16 protein-coding genes are annotated in these 19,555 nt (G+C 71.9%); 8 read left to right on the top strand and 8 right to left on the bottom strand.

The annotated features are described in order from the left end of the window. Positions 1-42 precede the first annotated feature (42 nt). The gene (locus EU555_RS02950; RefSeq protein WP_135412967.1) at positions 43-1,119 is read left to right on the top strand and encodes an SDR family oxidoreductase; all 1,077 of its coding nucleotides are present in this window, start codon (positions 43-45) and stop codon (positions 1,117-1,119) included. A gap of 298 nt (positions 1,120-1,417) precedes the next feature. Here the strand turns inward: EU555_RS02950 and EU555_RS02945 are convergent, their stop codons facing one another. Beyond that, positions 1,418-2,674, bottom strand: coding sequence for a CaiB/BaiF CoA transferase family protein (locus EU555_RS02945; RefSeq protein ID WP_205820750.1), 1,257 nt, complete (start codon positions 2,672-2,674; stop codon positions 1,418-1,420). A 125-nt stretch (positions 2,675-2,799) separates the two neighbouring features. On the opposite strand from EU555_RS02945, the gene EU555_RS02940 reads away from it, so the two are divergent. Continuing rightward, positions 2,800-3,588, top strand: a complete 789-nt coding sequence (locus EU555_RS02940; RefSeq protein WP_135412966.1) for a helix-turn-helix domain-containing protein — start codon at positions 2,800-2,802, stop codon at positions 3,586-3,588. A gap of 247 nt (positions 3,589-3,835) precedes the next feature. Here EU555_RS02940 and EU555_RS02935 read toward each other — a convergent pair whose 3' ends face one another. The 4 genes from EU555_RS02935 to EU555_RS02920 are packed head-to-tail and all read right to left on the bottom strand — an operon-like array spanning position 3,836 to position 8,813. Next, the gene (locus tag EU555_RS02935) at positions 3,836-4,756 is read right to left on the bottom strand and encodes an SMP-30/gluconolactonase/LRE family protein (RefSeq protein ID WP_135412965.1); all 921 of its coding nucleotides are present in this window, start codon (positions 4,754-4,756) and stop codon (positions 3,836-3,838) included. After that, positions 4,753-5,637, bottom strand: a complete 885-nt coding sequence (locus EU555_RS02930) for a crotonase/enoyl-CoA hydratase family protein (protein ID WP_135412964.1) — start codon at positions 5,635-5,637, stop codon at positions 4,753-4,755. The genes EU555_RS02935 and EU555_RS02930 overlap by 4 nt, the downstream gene beginning before the upstream one ends. Further along, positions 5,627-6,664, bottom strand: a complete 1,038-nt coding sequence (locus tag EU555_RS02925) for a phosphotransferase (protein WP_135412963.1) — start codon at positions 6,662-6,664, stop codon at positions 5,627-5,629. Before EU555_RS02925 ends, EU555_RS02930 begins: the two co-directional genes overlap by 11 nt. Then, positions 6,657-8,813 carry an acetate--CoA ligase family protein gene (locus tag EU555_RS02920; protein ID WP_205820749.1) on the bottom strand — a complete coding sequence of 719 codons (2,157 nt, stop codon included), beginning with the start codon at positions 8,811-8,813 and terminating at the stop codon, positions 6,657-6,659. Before EU555_RS02920 ends, EU555_RS02925 begins: the two co-directional genes overlap by 8 nt. Before the next feature lie 414 nt (positions 8,814-9,227). Between EU555_RS02920 and EU555_RS02915 the strand changes: the two genes are divergently transcribed. The 6 genes from EU555_RS02915 to EU555_RS02890 all read left to right on the top strand — a co-directional run bounded on the left by EU555_RS02915 (position 9,228) and on the right by EU555_RS02890 (position 16,021). Continuing rightward, positions 9,228-10,160 (top strand): LysR substrate-binding domain-containing protein, encoded by a 933-nt coding sequence (locus tag EU555_RS02915; RefSeq protein ID WP_135412962.1) that lies wholly within the window; start codon positions 9,228-9,230, stop codon positions 10,158-10,160. A gap of 134 nt (positions 10,161-10,294) precedes the next feature. Beyond that, a complete protein-coding gene (locus EU555_RS02910; protein ID WP_135412961.1) occupies positions 10,295-11,482 on the top strand; it encodes a CaiB/BaiF CoA transferase family protein in 1,188 nt (395 codons plus the stop codon). Then, positions 11,479-12,348, top strand: coding sequence for an HpcH/HpaI aldolase/citrate lyase family protein (locus EU555_RS02905; RefSeq protein ID WP_135412960.1), 870 nt, complete (start codon positions 11,479-11,481; stop codon positions 12,346-12,348). The genes EU555_RS02910 and EU555_RS02905 overlap by 4 nt, the downstream gene beginning before the upstream one ends. Continuing rightward, on the top strand, positions 12,345-13,454 hold the full coding sequence (locus EU555_RS02900) for a zinc-binding dehydrogenase (protein WP_205820747.1): 1,110 nt from the start codon (positions 12,345-12,347) through the stop codon (positions 13,452-13,454). The genes EU555_RS02905 and EU555_RS02900 overlap by 4 nt, the downstream gene beginning before the upstream one ends. Positions 13,455-13,785: 331 nt before the next feature. Further along, positions 13,786-14,811 carry a TRAP transporter substrate-binding protein gene (locus EU555_RS02895; protein WP_135412959.1) on the top strand — a complete coding sequence of 342 codons (1,026 nt, stop codon included), beginning with the start codon at positions 13,786-13,788 and terminating at the stop codon, positions 14,809-14,811. A gap of 133 nt (positions 14,812-14,944) precedes the next feature. Then, positions 14,945-16,021: an alkene reductase gene (locus EU555_RS02890; RefSeq protein WP_135412958.1), complete on the top strand. Its 1,077-nt coding sequence runs from the start codon at positions 14,945-14,947 to the stop codon at positions 16,019-16,021. A 7-nt stretch (positions 16,022-16,028) separates the two neighbouring features. On the opposite strand, the gene EU555_RS02885 is transcribed toward EU555_RS02890, so the two are convergent. The 3 genes from EU555_RS02885 to EU555_RS02875 are packed head-to-tail and all read right to left on the bottom strand — an operon-like array spanning position 16,029 to position 19,554. Next, on the bottom strand, positions 16,029-17,720 hold the full coding sequence (locus EU555_RS02885) for a dipeptide ABC transporter ATP-binding protein (protein ID WP_167858422.1): 1,692 nt from the start codon (positions 17,718-17,720) through the stop codon (positions 16,029-16,031). After that, positions 17,699-18,547: an ABC transporter permease gene (locus EU555_RS02880; protein ID WP_135412956.1), complete on the bottom strand. Its 849-nt coding sequence runs from the start codon at positions 18,545-18,547 to the stop codon at positions 17,699-17,701. The genes EU555_RS02885 and EU555_RS02880 overlap by 22 nt, the downstream gene beginning before the upstream one ends. Beyond that, the gene (locus tag EU555_RS02875; RefSeq protein WP_135412955.1) at positions 18,544-19,554 is read right to left on the bottom strand and encodes an ABC transporter permease; all 1,011 of its coding nucleotides are present in this window, start codon (positions 19,552-19,554) and stop codon (positions 18,544-18,546) included. The genes EU555_RS02880 and EU555_RS02875 overlap by 4 nt, the downstream gene beginning before the upstream one ends. Position 19,555: the final 1 nt, after the last annotated feature.

Raw genomic sequence — 19,555 nt, 5'->3', positions numbered from 1 at the left:
TGTCTACGTGTAGATATCGATCGTCGTACTGCGGAGATCGTCATGGCGGACAGGGGAACCGTGCTGGTTGCAGGGGCCGGCGGCCTGGTCGGGCGCGCGGTGATCGAGCATGACTTGGGACTGGGGTGGCACGTGATCGCCCTGTCGCGCCGCCCGCCCGAGCCGGCGACGGGCGCGGCCCATCTGTCGGTCGATCTCACCGACGCGGCGCAGTGCCGGGCGCGGCTGGCGGAGATCCGCAACCTCACGCACCTTGTCTACGCCGCCCTCTACGAGAAGCCCGACCTGACCGGCGGCTGGCTCGACGACGACCAGATCGCCGTCAACCGCGCGATGCTCGCCAACCTCCTCGACGCGGTCGAGCCGCAGAATCCCGGCTTGCGCCACCTCACCCTTCTCCAGGGCGCCAAGGCCTACGGCGTCCATCTCGGCCAGATCCCGGTGCCCGCGCGCGAGCGCGCGCCGCGCCACATCCACCCGAACTTCTACTGGGCGCAGGAGGATTTTCTGAGGGCCCGCCAGGCCGGCAAGGACTGGCGCTTCACGATCCTGCGCCCGCAGGTGGTGCTCGGCTTCGCGCATGGCAGCGCGATGAACATGGTGGCGGCGCTCGGCGCCTACGCGGCGATCAGCCGGGAACTCGGCCTGCCGCTCGCCTATCCCGGCACCGGCACCCGCGTCACCGAGGCGACGGATGCGCGGCTCCTCGCCCGCGCCGTCGCGTGGGCGGGCCAGAGCGAGGCGGCCGCGAACCAGACCTACAACGTCACCAACGGCGACGTCCTCACCTGGGAGAACCTGTGGCCGGTGGTGGCGCGGGCCTTCCGGATGGAGGTCGGCCTGCCGCATCCGATGCCGTTGTCCCGCATCATGCCGGGCCGGGCCGCCACCTGGCAGGCGATCGTCGCCCGGCACAACCTCACGCCCCTGACCCTCGACCGGCTCGTCGGCGCCTCGTGGCAATTCGCCGATTTCGCGGTCTCGCGCACCCACTCGACCGCATCGCTGCTCAGCACGATCAAGATCCGGCAGGCGGGGTTCCACGACTGCATCGACACCGAGGACTCGCTGGCCTGGTGGCTGGCGCACCTGCAGGAGCGGCGCCTCCTGCCGGAGTAGGAGGGCGATGTTGTCCTCCTCGCCCCGCGTGCGGGCGGAGGCTCCGTAAGCAAGAAGAGGCGCGGGATCCCCCCTCTCCCGTGTGGGAGAGGGGCCGGGGGATCGGAGATCCCGCGTGAGGGTGGCGCGCTTCAGTGTGAAGCTCAGACCGTAGTGCTGGTAGCTCGACGCTCTGCGCTTCACACTGAACCGTGTCACCCTCACCCCTACCCCTCTCCCACACGGGAGAGGGGATCCCGCGCCATTCTCGTCCGAACGGTCGTCTCGGACGGCCCCACGGGCCCGGGCGGGGAGAGGATCAGTCACGGATGATCCCCCGCTCGCGCAACCCCGCCCGTTCCCCCTCGTCGAGCCCGAGCGAGGCCAGCACCTCCGCGGTGTCCTCGCCGAGGGTCTGCGGGGCGATGCGGTAGGTCGCGGGCGTGCGCGACAGCCGGCTCGGATAGCCGATCACCGTGACGGGGGTGCCGTCGCTGCGCTCCATCCGCTTGAGGAGCCCGCGGGCCACGACCTGCGGGTCGGCCAGGATCTGGTCGATGCGGTTGATCGGCCCGCCCGGGACGCCCGCCGCCTCCATGGCGGCGAAGAAGTCGGCGGAGGTCCATTGCCGGATCGCGGCACTCAAGCTCGCCTCCAGCTCCTTGCGGTCGCGCAGCCGCCCGACATTGTCGCGAAAGCGCGGGTCGGCGGCGAGCTCGGGCAGGTCGAGGAGCCCGCACAGGCTGCGGAACTGCCCGTCATTGCCGCAGGCGACCAGCACGTAGCCGTCCGAGGTCTGGAACTCGCGGTAGGGCACCACGTTCGGGTGCGAGTTGCCGAGCCGGCCGGGCGTCAGGCCGCCGACGATGTGGTTCATGCCCTGGTTGACCAGCACCGCGACCTGGCTGTCGAGGAGCGCGCAGTCGATGTGCTGGCCCTCGCCGGTGGCGGTGCGGTGGTGGAGGGCGGCGAGGATCGAGGTCGCGGCGTAGAGGCCGGTGAAGAGGTCGCTCACCGGCAGGCCGACCTTCATCGGCCCCGCGCCCGGCTCGTCGTCCGGCCGGCCGGTGACGCTCATCAGGCCGCTCATGCCCTGGATCAGGAAGTCGTAGCCGCCGCGGGCCGCGTAGGGCCCAGTCTGGCCGAAGCCGGTCACCGAGCAGTAGATCAGTCCGGGATTGACCGCCGACAGCGCCGCGTAGTCGAGGCCGTAGCGGGCGAGCGCCCCGGTCTTGAAGTTCTCGACCAGGATGTCGGCCCGCTCGGCGAGCCGCCGCACCAGGGCGGCGCCCTCTGGTTCGCCGAAATCGATCGCGACGCTGCGTTTGTTGCGGTTGGCGCAGAGGTAATAGGCGGCGTCCGACGGCCCGTCCGGCCCCTGCACGAAAGGGGGCCCCCACAGGCGGGTATCGTCGCCGGTGCCCGGCCGCTCGATCTTCCACACCTCGGCGCCGAGATCGCCGAGGATCTGCGACGCCCACGGCCCGGCGAGCACCCGCGACAGGTCGAGGACGGTCAGCCCGTGCAGCGGCCCGCGCTGCACCGCCTCGGATGGTGCCTGCTCCGCGCCCGCCAAAGCCGCGCTCCTGGTCGTTTCCTCAACGGCATTTCATTGCTTGAAATGCTTGTTCAAAACAGTGTAGACCGATCCGCGGCGATTGCAACGCCGACCGCGAGGCCGAGGACCGGGAGCGCACATCGATGCCGTCCTTCCAGCCCGTCACCGCCGCCCTGCGGGTGCTGGAGGTCCTGGCTGCGCTGAACCGCCTCAAGGAGGCGAGCGTCGGCGACCTGTTTCGCGAGACCGGCCTCAACCGGCCGACGATCGTCAGGATGCTCGAGACGCTGATCCATGCCGGGCTGGTGGCGCGCCATCCCGAGCGGCCCGTCTACGTCACCACCGGGCGCACGCTCGAACTCAGCAGCGGCTACCAGAAGCACGAGGAGATGGCGCTCGCCGCAGCCCCGATCCTGGCGCGGCTCCACGCAGGCCTGCAATGGCCCTCGGACGTCTCGGTCTTCGACGGCGACGCGATGGTGGTGGCGCGCACCAGCCGCCGCGAGGGCGTGCTGCACTTCAACCGCCGGCCGGGCTACCGGGCACCGCTGCTGGGCACCTCCCTCGGCATGGCCTTCCTGGCCTTCTGCGATGCCACGACCCGGGCCGGGGCGCTCGCGGCCCTGTCGGGCTCGTCCGACCCCTGGAACGCGGTCGCGCGCGATCCGGCCGCGGTCGAGGCGCTGCTGGAGACCGTGCGGCGCAACGGCTATGCCAGCATGAACAAGGACTACTCGGACACGTCCTACAACGGCGTCGCCTCGGCGATCGGGGTGCCGGTGCTGCTCGGCGGGGTCGCGGTCGGGAGCCTCAACCTGATGTACCTGCGCAACTCGCTCGACGAGGCCGACGTGGTGGCGCGCTTCGTGGCGCCGCTGCGGACGGCGGCGGAGGAGATCGCCGGGGCGCTGGCGGGGATGCGCGGGGGGTAACCGGTTTCTTCGACGGGGAATGTCATGACGTTCGGGAGCTTTCGGCAACCGCTTTACACGACACTCATCCCAACCCCGACCTCATCCTGAGGTGTCAGTCCATCACAGATGGACTGACACCTCAGGATGAGGGCTCCAGAAGTCTGTGCGATCCCTGGAGCCCTCCTTCGAGGCTGCGCGATCTCCGATCGCCCAGCACCTCAGGATGTGGCTGTGGGTGGGGTGACAATAGAGGCTCGACCGCCCGCTACGCCGCGAAATTCAACCGCAATCCCGGCCGCCGCCACGGCACCCGCACCAGTTGCCCGGTCCCCGACAGGGTCACGTAGGCTTCCCGCAGGTCCAGCCCGCCGAAGCAGATATTGGTGGTGTAGACGTCCGGCATCGGCACGCTCTCGACCAGCCGGCCCTCCGGCGAGATCACGGTGATCGCTCCCGTCATCAGGGTCGCGACGCAGATATTGCCGGAGGCCTCGACCGCGAGGCTGTCGTAGCGCTCGTAGCCGGCCTGGTTGAACAGGAAGCGGCCGCCATGGGGCGAGGGGAACGGATGGCGCCGGATCCGTCCGGGCGCGTCGAGGTCGAAGGCCCAGAGCCGGCCGCCCTCGGTCTCGGCGACGTAGAGCACTGTCTCGTCTGGCGAGAGCCCGATGCCGTTCGGGGTCAGGATCGGGTGCACCACCTCGGTGATGAACGAGCCGTCGGCCCTGGCGTAGTAGACGCTCCCCTGGTCGCGGTCGCGATGGCGCGCCTTGCCGAGATCGGTGAAGTAGAAGCCGCCGGCGCGGTCGAACACGATGTCGTTGGGCCCTTTGAGCCGGACGTCGCCGCAGCGATCGTAGAGCACCGTGCAGGTGCCGGTGCGCGGGTCGACCCGCTCGATCCGCCCGCCGGAATAGTCTTTCGGCGTGCCGACCGGCCGGATCATCCCCGGCTCCTCGTGCCAGGCGAAGCCCCCGTTGTTGCAGACGTAGAGCATCCCGTCGGGCCCGAGCGCCAGGCCGTTCGGCCCGCCGCCCGGCTCGGCGATGACCGAGACCGTCCCGTCGCGGGCGACCCGGGTCACCGTCCCGCGGGCGATCTCGACGAGCGCGACCGACCCGTCCTCCAGCACCACCGGGCCCTCCGGGAAGCGCAGGCCCGTCGCCAGCACCGTGACGTCCGTCATTCCGTCTCCTCCTCGCGATAGGGCCGCGCGCGCCACCACGGATAGGCCGCCGGTAGGTCGGCGGAGACCCGGCCCGGGAAGGCCGGGGGGCGTTTCTCGAAGAACGAGGTCACCCCCTCCTTGACGTCGGGGCTGCGGCCGCGCTCGGCGAGCAGCCGGCTCTCGACCCGGTGCGCCTCCATCGGGTGGTCGGCCCCGAGCATCCGCCACAGCATCTGGCGGGCGAGCGCGACCGAGACCGGCGAGGCCGCCTGCGCGATCTCGCGCGCGAGGGCACGCGCCGCCGGCAGGAGGTCCTCGGGGTCGTGGAGGCTGCGCACCAGGCCGCTTCCCAGCGCCTCCTCGGCGGGGATCAGCCTGCCGGTCGCGACCCACTCCATCGCCCGCTGCATCCCCACCGCCCGGGGCAGGAACCAGGACGAGCAGGCCTCCGGCACGAGCCCGCGGCGGGTGAACGGGAAGGCGAAGCGCGCCGTTGTCGAGGCGAGCCGGATGTCCATCGGCAGCAGCATCGTGGCGCCGACGCCGACCGCCGCGCCGTTCACCGCCGCGATCACGGGCTTCACGCAGTCGAAGAGGCGGAGCGCCAGGCGCCCGCCGGAATCGCGCAGGGCCTCCGCGTCGGCCCCGGCGCGGGACGCGACGTCGAAGCGGGAGGCGCCCGCACTCATGTCGGCCCCGGCGCAGAAGCCGCGCCCCGCCCCGGTCACGATCACCGCCCGCACCGCGTCGTCGCGGTCGGCCCGGTCGAGGCAGGCCACCATCGCCTCGCGCATCTCGGCCGTGAAGGCGTTGAGCTTGTCGGGCCGGTTGAGGGTGAGCGTCAGGATCCCCTCAGTGAGGTCGGACAGGACCACGGCGGATCCGGTGTCAGCGGCCATGGGCGATCTCCTCCCCGCGGCGGGCGAGCCGGCGGAATTTTTCCCCCGCCACGTGGACGGCGTTCGCGTCCGAGGCGTTGCCGTCGAGGGCGCGCCGGTACACGCCGGCGACGATCGCCGCCCAGCGAAACAGCGAGAACACCACGAAGACGTCGAGGTCGGCCGGGACCGGCCGACCCGCGGCCTCGCTGTAGGCGGCGACGAACTCCGCCTCGCGCGGCAGGCCCGGCACGTCGCGGCCCATCAGCCCCTGCTCGGCGGGCGTGGTGCGCCAGGGCAAGAGGCAATAGGCGAGGTCGGCGAGCGGATGGCCGAGCGTCGAGAGCTCCCAGTCGAGCACCGCGATCACCCGCGGCTCGTCAGGGTGCAGCATCAGGTTGCCGAGGCGGTAATCGCCGTGGGCGATGCGGGTCTCGTCGGGCACGGAGGCGTGCGCCGCGAGCCACGCGATCAGCCGGTCCATTGCCGGCTCGGGCGCGAGGTCGGCGGCGCGGTACTGCTTCGTCCAGCGGGCGACCTGGCGCTCGATGTAGTTCCCGGGCCGGCCGTAATCGGCGAGGCCGATTGCGGCCGGGTCGATCCGGTGCAGGCGCCCGAGGATGCGGGCCGCGTCCAGGAAGGCCGCGCGGCGGTGCTCCGGATCGACGCCCGGCATGTCGCGCTCGGGATAAACCCGGCCGGCGAGGTGGTCCATGACGTAGAACGGCGTGCCGATCACCGCGGGATCGTCGCAGTAGAGCCGGGCGCGGGGCACCGGCACGTCGGTGGCGGCCAGCGCCCCGAGCACCCGGTACTCGCGATCGACCGCGTGGGCGGAGGGCAGCAGCACCCCGCCCGGCTTCTTGCGCAGCACGTAGGCCCCGCCCGGCGTGGCGAGGTGGAAGGTCGGGTTCGACTGCCCGCCCTGGAACTGGCGCACGACGAGCCCGTCGCCCGCCCCCGGCAGGCGCGGCGCGAGGTAGCGCTGCAAGCCCGCCTCGTCGAAGCGGTGGTTGTCCAGCACCGGCACCAGCACAGCCTCAGCCATGGGTGCCGCCCTTCACGATCAGGGCGTCGGCGGCGACGATGCGGCGACCCGAGCAGATCAGCGGGTTGATCTCCATCTCGGTGATCCTCTCGCCGGCATCGGCCGCCAGTTCCGAGAAGCGGCACACGATCTCGGCGAGCGTCGCCACCTCGACCCTCGGCGCGCCACGAAAGCCGTCGAGCAGGGCCGCGCCCTTGAGGCCGCGCAGCATCGCCTCGGCTTCCCCGCGCCCGACCGGCGCGAGCGAGAGCGCGGTGTCGCGCAGGACCTCGACGAGCACGCCGCCGAGGCCCACCACGACGAGCGGCCCGAATTGCGGATCGTGCCGGGCCCCGACCATCACTTCGACGCCCCGCGCGATCATCGGCTGGACGACGACGCCCCGCACCGCCGGCCTGGACGCCATCGCGTCGAAGGCCGCGATGATCTCCTGAAAGGCGCGCTCGACCTCCATGCCGCTTCCGAGGTTCAGCTTGACCAGCCCGGCTTCGGTCTTGTGCAGCACGTCCGGGCTCTCGCCCTTGAGCACCACCGGAAAACCGATCGCCTCCGCCGCGGCCCTGGCAGCCGCTGCGGTCGCGACGGGATGGTCTTCGACGACCGGGATGCCGTAGAGCGCCATGGCCCGCTTCGCCTCCCGCTCGGTCAGGCTCGTGCCGGACGTCTCGGCCAGCAGCGCGGCGAGGCGCGCCGCTGCCGCCGGATCGGAGATCCGCGCCGCGCCATCGCGCCCGATGCGCCTGAGATCATCGCGCCGGTGCCAGGCCTTGATCGCCGCAAAGCAGCGGTCCATCGAGTGGAACAGGGCGAGGTGCGGGTCGGTCTCGGTCTCGCGCGATCCCGGACCGCCGAGCCATTCCGGCGCCCAGACGTTGCAGACGAGTTTGTGGTTCGCCGCCGCCGCCCGGCTGAACACCGGCAGACGCACCGTCGCCGATTCATAGGCGTAGGCGTGCGAGGTCACCATGATGCCGTAGAGCGGATCGGCGAGGAGCGCCCCCGTGCAGGCGGCGAGGCTGTCGGCCGAGCCGATGACCTGGGCCGTCACGTCGCAGGGGTTGCGGGTCGAGCCGTATTCCGGGACCTCCGCCGCCAGCACCGAAGCCGCCTCGGGCCCGGGCTGGGGGAGGGGCACGCCGTGCAATTCGGCCTTGTCGGCCGCGATGATGGTGGCGCCGCCCGAGGTCGCGATCACCGCGACACCGCGCGCCCGCGGGCGGCCCGCCTTGGCGAAGAACACCGTGGTCTCGACGAGCGCCTCGAGCGTGTCGACCTGGACCACGCCGGCGCGGGCGAAGCCGGCGCGGTAGGCCTCCTGCGATCCGGCGAGCGAGCCGGTGTGGGACAGGGCCGCCCGCGCGCCCTCCCGGCCGGTCGCGATCTTGTACAGCACCAGCGGCTTGTCGGCCTCCCAGGCGATCTCGGCCGCCTTGAGCATCCGGGTCGGGTCGGCCATGCCCTCGAACAGGCAGGCGATCGCCCGGCACTGCGGGTCCCGCGCCAGGTAGGCGACATGGTCAGCGACGTCGACGTCGCAGGAATTGCCGGCGGTGAGCACATGGCTCACCGAGACGCCGCGCTCGACCCCTTGCGCGAGCGAGAAGCCGAGCGAGCCCGACTGGCTGACGATGCCGATCGCGTGCGGGGCGAGGGGCCGGCGCACCGGCATGCCGGAAAAGGTCAGGCCGGCGCCGGTCGCGTAGTTCACGAGGCCGAGCGTGTTCGGCCCGACGAGGCGCAGGTCGGCGCCCCGGGCGATCTCGACCAGGCGCTGCTGCAGCGCGACATTCTCGGGCTTGGCCGTCTCGGCGAAGCCCGCGGCGAGCACCAGCACGGCCCCGACGCTGCGCGCCGCGCAGTCCCGCACCACCGTCTCGACGGCGTCCCGCGGCGTCGCGATCACGACGCAGTCCGGCACCTCCGGCAGGGACGCGAGGTCCGGGTAGCAGGGCCGGCCGGCGAGGTCGGCGTGCCTGGCGTTGATCTGGTAGAGGCGCCCGTCAAAGTCCTTGAGGTTGGCCACCGTGCGGCTGCCGAAGGCGTTGGCGCGCTCCGACACGCCGACCACGGCGACGCTCCGCGGGTCGACGAGCCGCCGCATCGCCTCACGCGGGTAGGGGTCGCGCCGCGCGCCGTCGATCCTCGTCATCGGGGCTCGGCCGCGACGGCACGAGCCAGCCCGCCGCCGGGGCGGCGGGCGCGGATAGGCGTTTCCCTCATGGCTTGTTTCATTCTTTGAAACGGTCTTTCATGGATTGTCGGGGATGTGAGGGCTGCTGTAAAGGCGGCGGTGGCGAGAAAGCCGGGTGGGGCACGGGCTTGCCGGGCCTGCAGGAGCGGGTTGAACCTCACCTCCCGCCCTGGACCTCATCCTGAGGTGCGCACGAAGTGAGCCTCGACGGAGGGCTCCAGGAATCGGACAGACTTCTGGAGCCCTCCTTCGAGGTCAGCCGATCCTTGATCGACTGACACCTCAGGATGAGGTTCAGGGCGGGAGAGAGCGACGCCGAGGCTGTCAGCGTCGTCGCGTAGAATCGTCACGCCACCCTCGCGGATCCGCCCCATGTCGACCCCCACCCTGAAGCAGATCCGCTTCTTCGTCGCCGCGGTGGATTGGGGCAGCCTGTCCCGGGCGGCGGCGCACCTGAACGTCGCGCAGCCGGCCCTGAGCCAGCAGATCGCCCAGCTCGAAGCCGGCTTGAGGAACGCGCTCCTCAGCCGCACCGCGCGGGGCGTCGTCCCGACCGAGGCCGGCCAGCGCTTCTACCGCCACGCCCGCACGATCCTGCGCCAGGTGGACGGGGCGGTCGCCGACCTCACCGGGCCGGGGCCGGTGATCGGGCGGGTGGCGATCGGGCTGCCGACCAGCGTCGCCACCATCCTGGCGCATCCGCTGCTCGGCACGATCCTGCGCGACTATCCGGGCATCCGGCCGGAACTGTTTGAGAGCCTGTCGGGCTACCTGCACGAGCTGATCGCCCAGCGCCGCCTCGAACTCGCGCTCCTCTACCGCGATCGCTCCGGTCCCGGCCTCACCGTGCAGCCGATCCTGCGCGAGGAATTGTTTCTCGTGACCAAGGCCGGTGCCGCCAGTCCCGCCACCATCACGATGCGGGAGGTGGCGGACCTGCCCCTCGTGATGCCGAGCCCGACCCACACGCTTCGCACGATGGTGGAGGCGGCCTTCGCCCGCGAGGGCCTGTCGCTGACCGTGATCGCCGACGTCGACAGCCTGCCGACCATGCGCAAGATCGCCGCCTCGGGCCTCGCTGCCGCGATCCTGCCGATCTCGGGCCTGTCGGGGATCGACGACGCCGCGCGCCCGGCGATGATCCGCATCGTCGAGCCGACGATCACCCGCCCCCTCGCCCTGTGCTACGCCGCCGACCAGCCGCTCGCCGGCCCCGCCGCCCTCGTCGCCGACCTGATGGTGGCGGAGGTGCGCCGCCTGGTCGAGAGCGGCGCCTGGGGCAACGCAATCCTGCTCGAGCCATAAGATTTCCCGATAGCCTCCCCGCGAAATCCGTCTCGATCCCGGGCTCCCCCTCGGCCAGGATATCGCCCAAGCAAGACAGGCCGGGAGGCACGGATGGCCCGCAGACGGAACGCCGCTCGCGATCGGGGCCGGCCGTGACGCCCTCGCCCGCGGCCGACGGGCCGCTCGCCGGGATCCGGGTGCTCGACCTGTCGCGCCTCGTCGCCGGCAACATGCTGAGCCTGCAGCTCGCCGATTTCGGCGCCGACGTGATCAAGCTCGAACCCGACCGCGGCGACCCGCTCCGCCACTGGCAGGAGGACGGCATCCCGGCCTGGTGGAAGGTCTACGGCCGCAACAAGCGCTCGATCCGCCTCGACCTGCGCGAGCCCGACGGCAAGGCGTCCCTGCGCCGCCTGGTGCCGACCGCCCAGGTGCTGATCGAGGGCTTCCGCCCCGGCGTGATGGAGGCGGCCGGGTTCTCGCCCGAGGTGCTGCTCGGGCTCAACCCCAGGCTCGTGATCGTGCGGGTGAGCGGCTTCGGGCAGACCGGGCCCTACGCGCAGCGTCCCGGCTTCGGCTCGCTCATCGAGGCGATGAGCGGGTTCGCCGCCAAGAACGGATTCGCCGACAAGCCGCCGGCCCTGCCGAACCTCGCGCTCGCCGACATGGTGGCGGGCCTCTCGGGCGCCTTCGCGACGCTCGCGGCCCTGCGGGTCGCGGAAGCGCCCGGCGGCGCCGGGCAGGTGGTCGACCTATCGCTCCTCGAGCCGCTGCACGCGACGCTCGGCCCCGATGCCGCGATCCACCGGCTGACCGGCCGCGTGCCCTCGCGGATCGGCAACCGCGTCAGCATCACCGCGCCGCGGAACGTCTACCGCACCCGCGACGGCGAGTGGCTGGCGCTCTCGGCCTCGACGCAAGCCATGGCGGCCCGGCTCTTTTCCGCCATCGGCCGGCCCGAGATGATCGCGGATCCGCGCTTCTCGACCAACTCCGCCCGGCTCGACAATGTGGATGAGGTCGACGCGATCGTCGGCGGCTTCATCGGCGCGCGCGACCTCGCCGACAACCTCGCCTTCTTCGAGAAGGCCGAGGTGACCGTCGGCCCGGTCTACGACCCGGCGGGCTTCGCCGAGGATCCCCACGTCAGGGGCCGCGGCGTCCTGGTCGAAATCGAGGATCCGGAGCACGGGAAAGTGCCGATGCACGCCCCGTTCCCGCGCCTGTCGCGCACGCCGGGGCGGATCCGGCGCCTCGCCCCCTCTCTCGGCCAGGACGAGGCCGACATCGCCGCCGAACTTGGCGGCACGGCGATCGGCGACACGGAGACTCCACGATGAGGCTGCGCTCCCTCCTGTTCGCCCCGGCCGACGCGCCCCGCAAGGTCGAGAAGGCGGTGGCGTCGGGCGCCGACGCCGTCATCCTCGACCTTGAGGACAGCGTCGCGCCGGCCGCCAAGGCGGCGGCGCGGACGGAGGCCGCCGCGGCCCTGCGTGCCCGCCCGGGCACGCTGATCGTGCGGATCAACCCCCGCGGCACCGCCCCGTATCTCGACGACCTCGCGGCGATCGTCCCGGCGCATCCGGCCGCGATCCTCCTGCCGAAATGTACCGCTCCCGCCGACCTCCTGATGCTGTCGGGCCAGATCGACGTGCTGGAGGCGGCCAGCGGCGTGCCGGCCGGCGCCGTCGGGGTGCTGCTGCTCGCGACCGAGACCGCGGACTCGCTCAAGGACATGGACTATGCCGGCGTGTCGCCGCGCCTGCGGGCCCTCTGCTTCGGGGCCGAGGACTTGTCGGCGGATCTCGGCATCACGCCGCGCCGCTCCGACGGGAGCCTCGCGGCGCCGGTGGCGGCCGCCCGCGACCGGCTCTTGATCGCCGCCGCCGCGGCCGGGGTCGCGGCGATCGACACGCCGTTCCCCGATCCGCGCGACCCGGCCGGGCTTCAGGCCGAGACCGCGGCGGCGGCGGCGGACGGGTTCTCCGGCAAGCTCTGCATCCATCCGGGCCAGCTCGAGGCGGTCACGGCCGCCTTCACGCCCTCCCCCGAGCGCGTCGCCTGGGCGCACGAGGTGGTGCGGCTCCTCGACGGCAGCGGGGCCGGCGTCGCGGTCCTCGACGGGCGGATGATCGACATCGCCCACCTGAAGCTCGCGCGCCGCGTGCTCGCGACGGCGCCCGACGAAGCGGGAGACCGGTCATGATGCGTTTTCCGACAAGCAGCCGCGCCGCCGTGGTGCGGGAATTCAAGGCCCCGGTCTGCATCGAGGAGGTGCCGGTCCCGCAGGAGCTGGAGCCCGGCACGATCCTGACGAAGATCGAGACCTGCTCGATCTGCGGCACCGACGTCCATCTCTGGCAGGGCTCGCTCGCCCTCAAGGTCGACCTGCCGGTCATCCTCGGCCACGAGATGGTCGGCCGCATCGTCGCGATGGGAGCCGGGACCGAGCGCGACTCCGTCGGCCAGCCGCTCCGGGTCGGCGACCGCATCACTTGGACCCACACGGCCTGCGGGCGCTGCTACTTCTGCACGGTCGCCCGCGAGCCGACCCTGTGCCAGTACAGTCGCAAGTACATGTACGAGCGGATGGACGTCGCGCCCTACCTGCTCGGCGGCTTCTCCGAATACGGCTACGTGCTGCCGGATTCCGGCCGGGTGAAGGTGCCGGATTCCGTGCCGAACGAACTCGCCAGCATGGCGAGCTGCGCCTTCCGCTCGGTGATGAACGCCTTCGACGTGCTGGGGCGGATCGATCCGTCCAACACCGTGGTGGTCCAGGGCGCCGGCCCCCTCGGGCTCCTCGCCACCGCGGTGGCCAAGATCTCGGGCGCGCGGCGGGTCGTCACCCTGGGCGCGCCCGAGGCGCGGCTGGCCCTCGCGCGCGACTTCGGCGCCGACGAGGTGATCTCGATCGAGACGACGAGCCAGCCTGAACGCCTCGACCGGGTCCGGGCGCTCACCGACGGGCGCGGCGCCGACGTGGTGATGGAGTTCACCGGCCACCCGGCCGCCTTCGGCGAGGGCCTCGACCTCGCCCGCCGCGGCGGATCCTACGTCGTCGTCGGCCAGCTCGGCCAGGGCACCACCACGATCGCGCCCTCGACCATCGTCGCCAAGAACCTGCGGGTGCTCGGCTCGTTCTCCGGCCAGGCCAAGGCCTACTGGAAGGCGCTGCAATTCGTCGAGAAGCACCAGCACGAGGTGCCGTTCCACGCGATGGTGACCAACCGCTACACCCTCGACGAGGTCGACACGGCGCTCACCCGGATGAAGAATTTCGAGGAGATCAAGCCGATCATCGCGTTGTGAGGCAATAGCCGTGTGATGCGCCCTCGACACAAGAGGTCGCGGGATCCCCTCTCCCGTGTGGGAGAGGGGTAGGGGATCGAAGATCCCGCGTGAGGGTGACACGGTTCTGAGTCAGGCACCGACCGTTCCGCGGCCAGCACCACACTCAGCGTTTCACACTGAAGCGTGTCACCCTCACCCCTGGCCCCTCTCCCACACGGGAGAGGGGAAGCGTGCCTTATCCTGAAGTGCGGCAATCCAAATCATCTCTGTGCTCTGGAATCTGTAGCAGACCAAGAAAACAACCCCCGCGGCCTGCGCCGCCAACGACGAAACACCCTCAGGAGGAACGATGTCGAGCGCCCCCCTCTCGCGCCGCGCCGTGGTCGCCGGCACGCTCAGCGCCGGCCTGGTCGGGTCGGCCTATCCGCTGCGCTACGCCCACGCGGCGGAGTTCGTGCTCAAGCTCGGCACCGACGTGCCCGACACCCACCCGATCAACATCCACGCCCGCAAGGCCGCGGACGCCATCCGCGAGCAGACGAACGGGCGGGTCGACCTCCAGATCTTCGCCAACAACGTGCTCGGCGGCCAGAGTGACATGCTCTCGCAGCTGCGCTCCGGCGCGCTCGAATGCTTCGCCTTGTCGGGCGTCAACGTGCTCTCGACGATCATCCCGACCTCGTCGATCTACGGCCTCGGCTTCGCCTTCCCGGATTACGACGCGGTCTGGCGCGCCATGGACGGGGCGCTCGGCCGGCACCTGCGCGAGCAGATCGACAAGGCCGGCCTCGTCGTCATGGAAAAGATCTGGGACAACGGCTTCCGGCAGATCACCAACAGCGTGCGGCCGATCCGCGAGCCGAAGGACCTCCAGGGCCTCAAGATCCGGGTGCCGGTGAGCGCGCTGTGGACCTCGCTGTTCCGCTCGCTCGGCGCGGCGCCCACCAGCCTCAACTTCGCCGAGGTCTATTCCTCGCTGCAGACGAAGGTCGTCGACGGGCAGGAGAACCCGCCGGTGATCATCAACACCGCCAAGATCTACGAGGTGCAGAAATACTGCTCGGTGACGAACCACATGTGGGACGGCTGGTGGTTCCTGATCAACCGCCGGGCCTGGAACCAGCTGCCGGCCGACCTGAAGGACACCTTCGCCCGCGCCGTCAACGCCGCCTGCCTGGAGGAGCGCAAGGACGTGGCGCGGCTCAACGCCTCCTTGCGCGAGGAGCTGGTCGCCAAGGGGCTCGTCTTCAACGACGTCGATACCGGCCCGTTCAAGGAGGAGCTGCGCAGGAGCGGCTTCTACGCGGAATGGCGCAAGAAGTTCGGCGACGAGGCAATGGGCCTGCTCGAGGCGGCGGCCGGCAAGCTCGGCTGAGACCGAGCGGCAGAGCGGCGGCCGGTCTGGATCGGACCCGGACCGGTCGGCTAAGCTCGCACGGACCAGGCCCGACGGCACCGGCATCGTTGCCGCGAGCCCGCGGGCCGATGCCCCACCAGCGGAGTTCGCCATGCCCAGCCTCCTCGACCCGATCCGGCTCGGCGCGCTGCCGGCGCGCAACCGGGTGCTGATGGCGCCGCTCACCCGCGCCCGCGCCACGCGCGACCACGTGCCGACCGCCATGATGGTCGAGTACTACGCCCAGCGCGCCTCGGCCGGCCTCATCATCTCGGAGGCGACGGGAATCAGCCCGCAGGGGCTGGGCTGGCCCTACGCGCCCGGAATCTGGACCGCGGAGCAGGTCGCGGCATGGCGGCCGGTCACGGCGGCGGTGCACGAGCGCGGCGGGCTGATCGTGTCGCAGCTCTGGCACATGGGGCGGGTGGTCCATCCGAGCCTGCCCGGGCGCGGCCAGCCGGTCTCGTCCTCGGCCACCACCATGCCGGGCCTGGCGCGGACCTACGAGGGCAAGGAACCCCATGTCGAGGCGCGGGCGATGACCGAGGACGATATCCGCGCCGTGCTGGACGATTACCGCCAGGCCGCCCGCAACGCCCTCGAGGCCGGCTTCGACGGCGTCCAGATCCACGCCGCGAACGGCTACCTCATCGACCAGTTCCTGCGCGACAACGCCAATTTCCGCACCGACCGCTACGGCGGCTCGATCGAGAACCGGATCCGGTTCCTGCGCGAGGTCGCCGCGGCGGTGGCCGAGATCGTCGGGCCGGACCGCACCGGCGTGCGCCTGTCGCCGAACGAGGAGCGCCAGGGCGTGAACGACAGCGATCCCGAGCCGCTGTTCGAGGCAGCCTCCGCCGCCCTCTCGGAGATCGGCGTCGCCTTCCTGGAGGTGCGCGAGCCCGGCTACGAGGGCACCAACGGCAAGGCCGAGCGCCCGCCGGTCGCGCCGCGGATGCGCGCCGCCTTCCGGGGCGCCTTCGTGCTCAACTCCGACTATGGCGGCGAGACGGGGCAGGCCGCCCTCGATGCCGGCCAGGCGGACGCGATCTCCTTCGGCCGCCCCTTCATCGCCAATCCCGACCTGCCGCGGCGGATCGCGCACAACATCCCGCTCTCGGCCGACGACACCGAGACCTGGTACACCGGCGGGGCCAACGGCTACGTCGACTACCCGCCGGCGGCGTAAGGCCCGCTCAGGCCGCCTCCGTCCGCAACCGCCGGTCCGGGCCGCGGGCCCGGCCCGCGATGCCACGCGGGACCGCGTCCAGCAAAGCCGCCGTATAGGCATGTCGCGGGTGGTCGAAGACGTCGGCGACCGCGCCCTCCTCGACGACGCACCCGCGATGCATCACCGAGACGGTGTGGGCGAGCTGGCGCACCAGCGCGAGGTCGTGGGACACGAAGACGTAGGTCAGGCCGAGCTCGGCCTGGAGCGACAGCAGCACCTCGACGATGTCGGCCTGGACGCTGACGTCGAGGGCCGAGGTCGGCTCGTCGAGCACGATCACGTCGGGCTTGAGCGCCAGCGCCCGCGCGATCGCCACCCGCTGGCGCTGGCCGCCCGACAGGGCGTCGGGCCGGCGCGCGAGGAGGTGGGGCCCGAGCCCGACATCGGCCAGCACCGCGCGGACCCGCTCGGCCCGCTCCAGGCGAGTGCCGACTGCGAAGCGGTCGAGGGGCTCGCGCACCAGCGCCTCCACGCTCCAGGTCGGGTCGAGGGAGGTGAACGGGTTCTGGTACACGAGCTGGAGCTGGCGGCGCACCGACCGCAGGGCCTCGTGCGAGCGCCCGGTCACCTCCTGCCCGGCGACCCGGATCGAGCCGGCATCCGGCGTCTCGAGGCCGAGCAGCAGCCGGATCGTCGTCGTCTTGCCCGAGCCCGATTCGCCGACGAGGGCGTGCGTGGTCCCGGCCGGCACCGAGAACGAGACGCCGTCGACCGCCTTGGTGACCTGCGTGGCGACCCGGCCGTCGGCCCGATAAGTCTTGGTGACGGCGCTGACGGCGATCTTCGGGCCGGCGCCGGCCGCGCGCCGCCGGAAGCCGGCCTCGCGCAAAGTCGCGTAGCGGTCGGGGTTGAGGCTCGGCACGTCGGCGTGGAGCTTCCTCGCATAGGCCGAGGCGGGGGAGGCGAACACCGTCCCGGTGCGGCCGGCCTCCTGCACGGTGCCGTCCTTGAGCACCACCAGGGTGTCGGCCCGCTCGGCCGCGATGGCGAGGTCGTGGGTGATGAGGAGGAGACCGATGCCGCGCTCCTCCCGCAGCCGCGACAGGAGGTCGAGGATCCGCTTCTGCACCGTGACGTCGAGCGCCGAGGTCGGCTCGTCGGCCACGAGCAAAGCGGGGCGGGGCAGGATCGCGAGGCCGATCAGCACCCGCTGGAGCATGCCGCCGGAGAGCTGATGCGGATAGGCGTCGTAGACCCGCCGCGGATCGTCGAGCCCGACCGCCGCGAAGGTCTCGAGGATCAGCGCGGTCCGGCGCACCCGGTCGGGCTCGTCCAGGAGTGCGGCGGCCTCCTCGGCCTGCACCCCGATGCTGCGGACGGGATTGAGCGCGTTGCCGGGATCCTGCGGCACGAAGCCGATCGCCCGGCCCCGCAGCGGCCGGAAGCGGCGCTCGGGCAGCCCCAGCACCTCCCGGCCGTCGATGGCGACCCGGCCGGTGGCCCGCCCCGTGCGGGGGAGAAGCCGCAGCACCGCGCGGGCGATGGTCGACTTGCCCGAGCCGGATTCGCCGATGAGCGCGAGGCTCCCGGCCCGGGGGAGCGCGAACCCGACGCCCGCCACGACCGTCTGGCGGCCATAGGCGACCGACAGGTCCTCGACCCGGAGCAGGGGTTGCGGGCTGGGGGCGACCACGGTCAATCCGTCCGGCGGAGCCATCGGCTGATCCTGTTGAGCGAGAGGACGGAGGCGACCGTGACGAGGGCGGGGGCGTAAACCAGCCACGGCCATTTGAGGTAGTCCTTGCCGGTGGCGATCAAGAGGCCCCAGTCCGAGGCCGGCGGCGGGTCGCCGTAGCCCAGGAAGGCGAGGCCGGCGATCACCAGGATCGACAGGCCGACCTGCAGCACCGCGAGCGCCAGCACCGAGCGCGAGGCGTTCGGCAGCACGTGGCGCCACAGGACGTGCCAGCGCGAGCCGCCCTGCAGGAACGCCGCCTCGACGAAGGTCGCCTGCCGGGTCTTGGTCACCTCCGCCCGCATCACCCGGGCGAAGACCGCGACCGCCGAGATGCCGGTCGCGATGGCGGTGTTGACGGTGTCGAAGCCGAGCGCCGTGACGATGATGATGGCGAGCAGGAAGCGCGGGATCGCCAGGAGGACGTCGACGAGGCGCGCGAGCAGCGTGTCGACGAGGCCGCCGAGGAAGCCGGCGACGAGGCCGATCAGCCCGCCGGCCAGGACCCCGATGCCGACCGCCAGCAGCGCGCTCGTCACCGAGGAGGCGGTACCGTGGACGATCCGGGCGTAGAGATCGCGGCCGAGATGGTCGGTGCCGAACCAGTGCGCGGCGCTCGGGCCCATGAGCTTGTGGGCCGGGATGCCGCGGGTGGGGTCGTAGGCCGTGAACAGGCCCGGCGCCAGCGACCAGGCGAGCACGAGCGCCAGGATGGCGAGCGACAGGGCGACGCTCGGCGGCACGCGCAGGGCCGAGAGCCGGCCGGCGGCGGGGTGCCGGGCTGCTGCGGGGAGCGAGGCGGTGCTCATCCGGTCACCGTGCGCAGGGGAGCGTCATGGGGGGCCTCGTCGGCCTTCCCGGGCCGGCGCGCCGCAGGCCCGGCCAGCGTGATCCGTGGATCGAGCAGCGGGTAGACGAGGTCGGCCGCGAGGTTGACGAGGACGAAGATCAGGGCGGCCAGGGCCACCACCGCCTGCAGCACCGGCAGGTCCTGCGCCGCCGCGGAGCGCTGCACCAGGCTGCCGACGCCGTTGCGCCCGAACACCGCCTCGGTGACGAGGGATCCGCCGAGCAGTTCGCCGACCGTGAGCGCGATCACGGTGACGACGGGCAGCGAGGATGGCTTGAGCAGGTGCCTGGCGAACAGCCGCGCCGGCGAGAGGCCGCGGCTGCGCGCGACGGCGGCGTAGTCCTGGCGCGCCTCGTGGTCGAGGTTGGCGATCAGCACCTCGGCGATCTGGGCCGAGATCGGGATGCCGAGGGCGATCGCGGCAAAGGCCGTCGCCCAGGCGCTCTCGGGCTCGATCACCCGGAAGAGGCCGAGTTGGAAGCCGAAGGCGTGGATCAGCACGAGGCCGATCACGAAGTTCGGCACCGACAGGAACAGCGAGGGCAAGGCCCGCAGGCCGCTCCCGAGCCGCCCCGGGAGGAACTGCGTGCCGTAGGCGATCGCGAAGGCGAGCCCGAGCGCCACCGCGAGGCCCGCGGAGGCGAGCGCCAGTGTCGAGGGCAGCACCTCGGCGATCAGGGTCGCCACCGGCCGGCTCGAGCGCATCGACAACCCGAAATCGCCCGACAGGAAATGCGTCAGCGCGGTCCAGAGCTGGACGAGGAGCGGCTGGTCCAGCCCCTGGGCGGCGACGATCGCCTGGATCTGCTCCTCGCTGAACCCGTTCTGGGGATCGCGCAGGACGTTGGTGACGGGATCGCCCGGCAGGATGCTGACGACCACGAAGGTGAAGACGTAGGTGAGCAGGATGACCACGACGGCCTGCGCGAGGCGCCTGCCGGCGTAGACCAGGTAGGGGTGTCTCATG

The organism is Methylobacterium nonmethylotrophicum (assembly GCF_004745635.1).
GTDB lineage: Bacteria > Pseudomonadota > Alphaproteobacteria > Rhizobiales > Beijerinckiaceae > Methylobacterium > Methylobacterium nonmethylotrophicum.
The sequence above is the reverse complement of the archived record's forward strand: the minus strand, read 5'-3'. Positions and strand labels throughout refer to the sequence as shown.

Bases quoted from the DNA above. Each gene is read 5' to 3' on its own strand.
- EU555_RS02950 (WP_135412967.1), top strand. From the start codon at position 43: ATGGCGGACAGGGGAACCGTGCTGGTTGCAGGGGCCGGCGGCCTGGTC.
- EU555_RS02940 (WP_135412966.1), top strand. From the start codon at position 2,800: ATGCCGTCCTTCCAGCCCGTCACCGCCGCCCTGCGGGTGCTGGAGGTC.
- EU555_RS02935 (WP_135412965.1), bottom strand. From the start codon at position 4,756: ATGACGGACGTCACGGTGCTGGCGACGGGCCTGCGCTTCCCGGAGGGC.
- EU555_RS02930 (WP_135412964.1), bottom strand. From the start codon at position 5,637: ATGGCCGCTGACACCGGATCCGCCGTGGTCCTGTCCGACCTCACTGAG.
- EU555_RS02925 (WP_135412963.1), bottom strand. From the start codon at position 6,664: ATGGCTGAGGCTGTGCTGGTGCCGGTGCTGGACAACCACCGCTTCGAC.
- EU555_RS02920 (WP_205820749.1), bottom strand. From the start codon at position 8,813: ATGACGAGGATCGACGGCGCGCGGCGCGACCCCTACCCGCGTGAGGCG.
- EU555_RS02915 (WP_135412962.1), top strand. From the start codon at position 9,228: ATGTCGACCCCCACCCTGAAGCAGATCCGCTTCTTCGTCGCCGCGGTG.
- EU555_RS02905 (WP_135412960.1), top strand. From the start codon at position 11,479: ATGAGGCTGCGCTCCCTCCTGTTCGCCCCGGCCGACGCGCCCCGCAAG.
- EU555_RS02900 (WP_205820747.1), top strand. From the start codon at position 12,345: ATGATGCGTTTTCCGACAAGCAGCCGCGCCGCCGTGGTGCGGGAATTC.
- EU555_RS02895 (WP_135412959.1), top strand. From the start codon at position 13,786: ATGTCGAGCGCCCCCCTCTCGCGCCGCGCCGTGGTCGCCGGCACGCTC.
- EU555_RS02890 (WP_135412958.1), top strand. From the start codon at position 14,945: ATGCCCAGCCTCCTCGACCCGATCCGGCTCGGCGCGCTGCCGGCGCGC.
- EU555_RS02885 (WP_167858422.1), bottom strand. From the start codon at position 17,720: ATGGCTCCGCCGGACGGATTGACCGTGGTCGCCCCCAGCCCGCAACCC.
- EU555_RS02880 (WP_135412956.1), bottom strand. From the start codon at position 18,547: ATGAGCACCGCCTCGCTCCCCGCAGCAGCCCGGCACCCCGCCGCCGGC.
- EU555_RS02875 (WP_135412955.1), bottom strand. From the start codon at position 19,554: ATGAGACACCCCTACCTGGTCTACGCCGGCAGGCGCCTCGCGCAGGCC.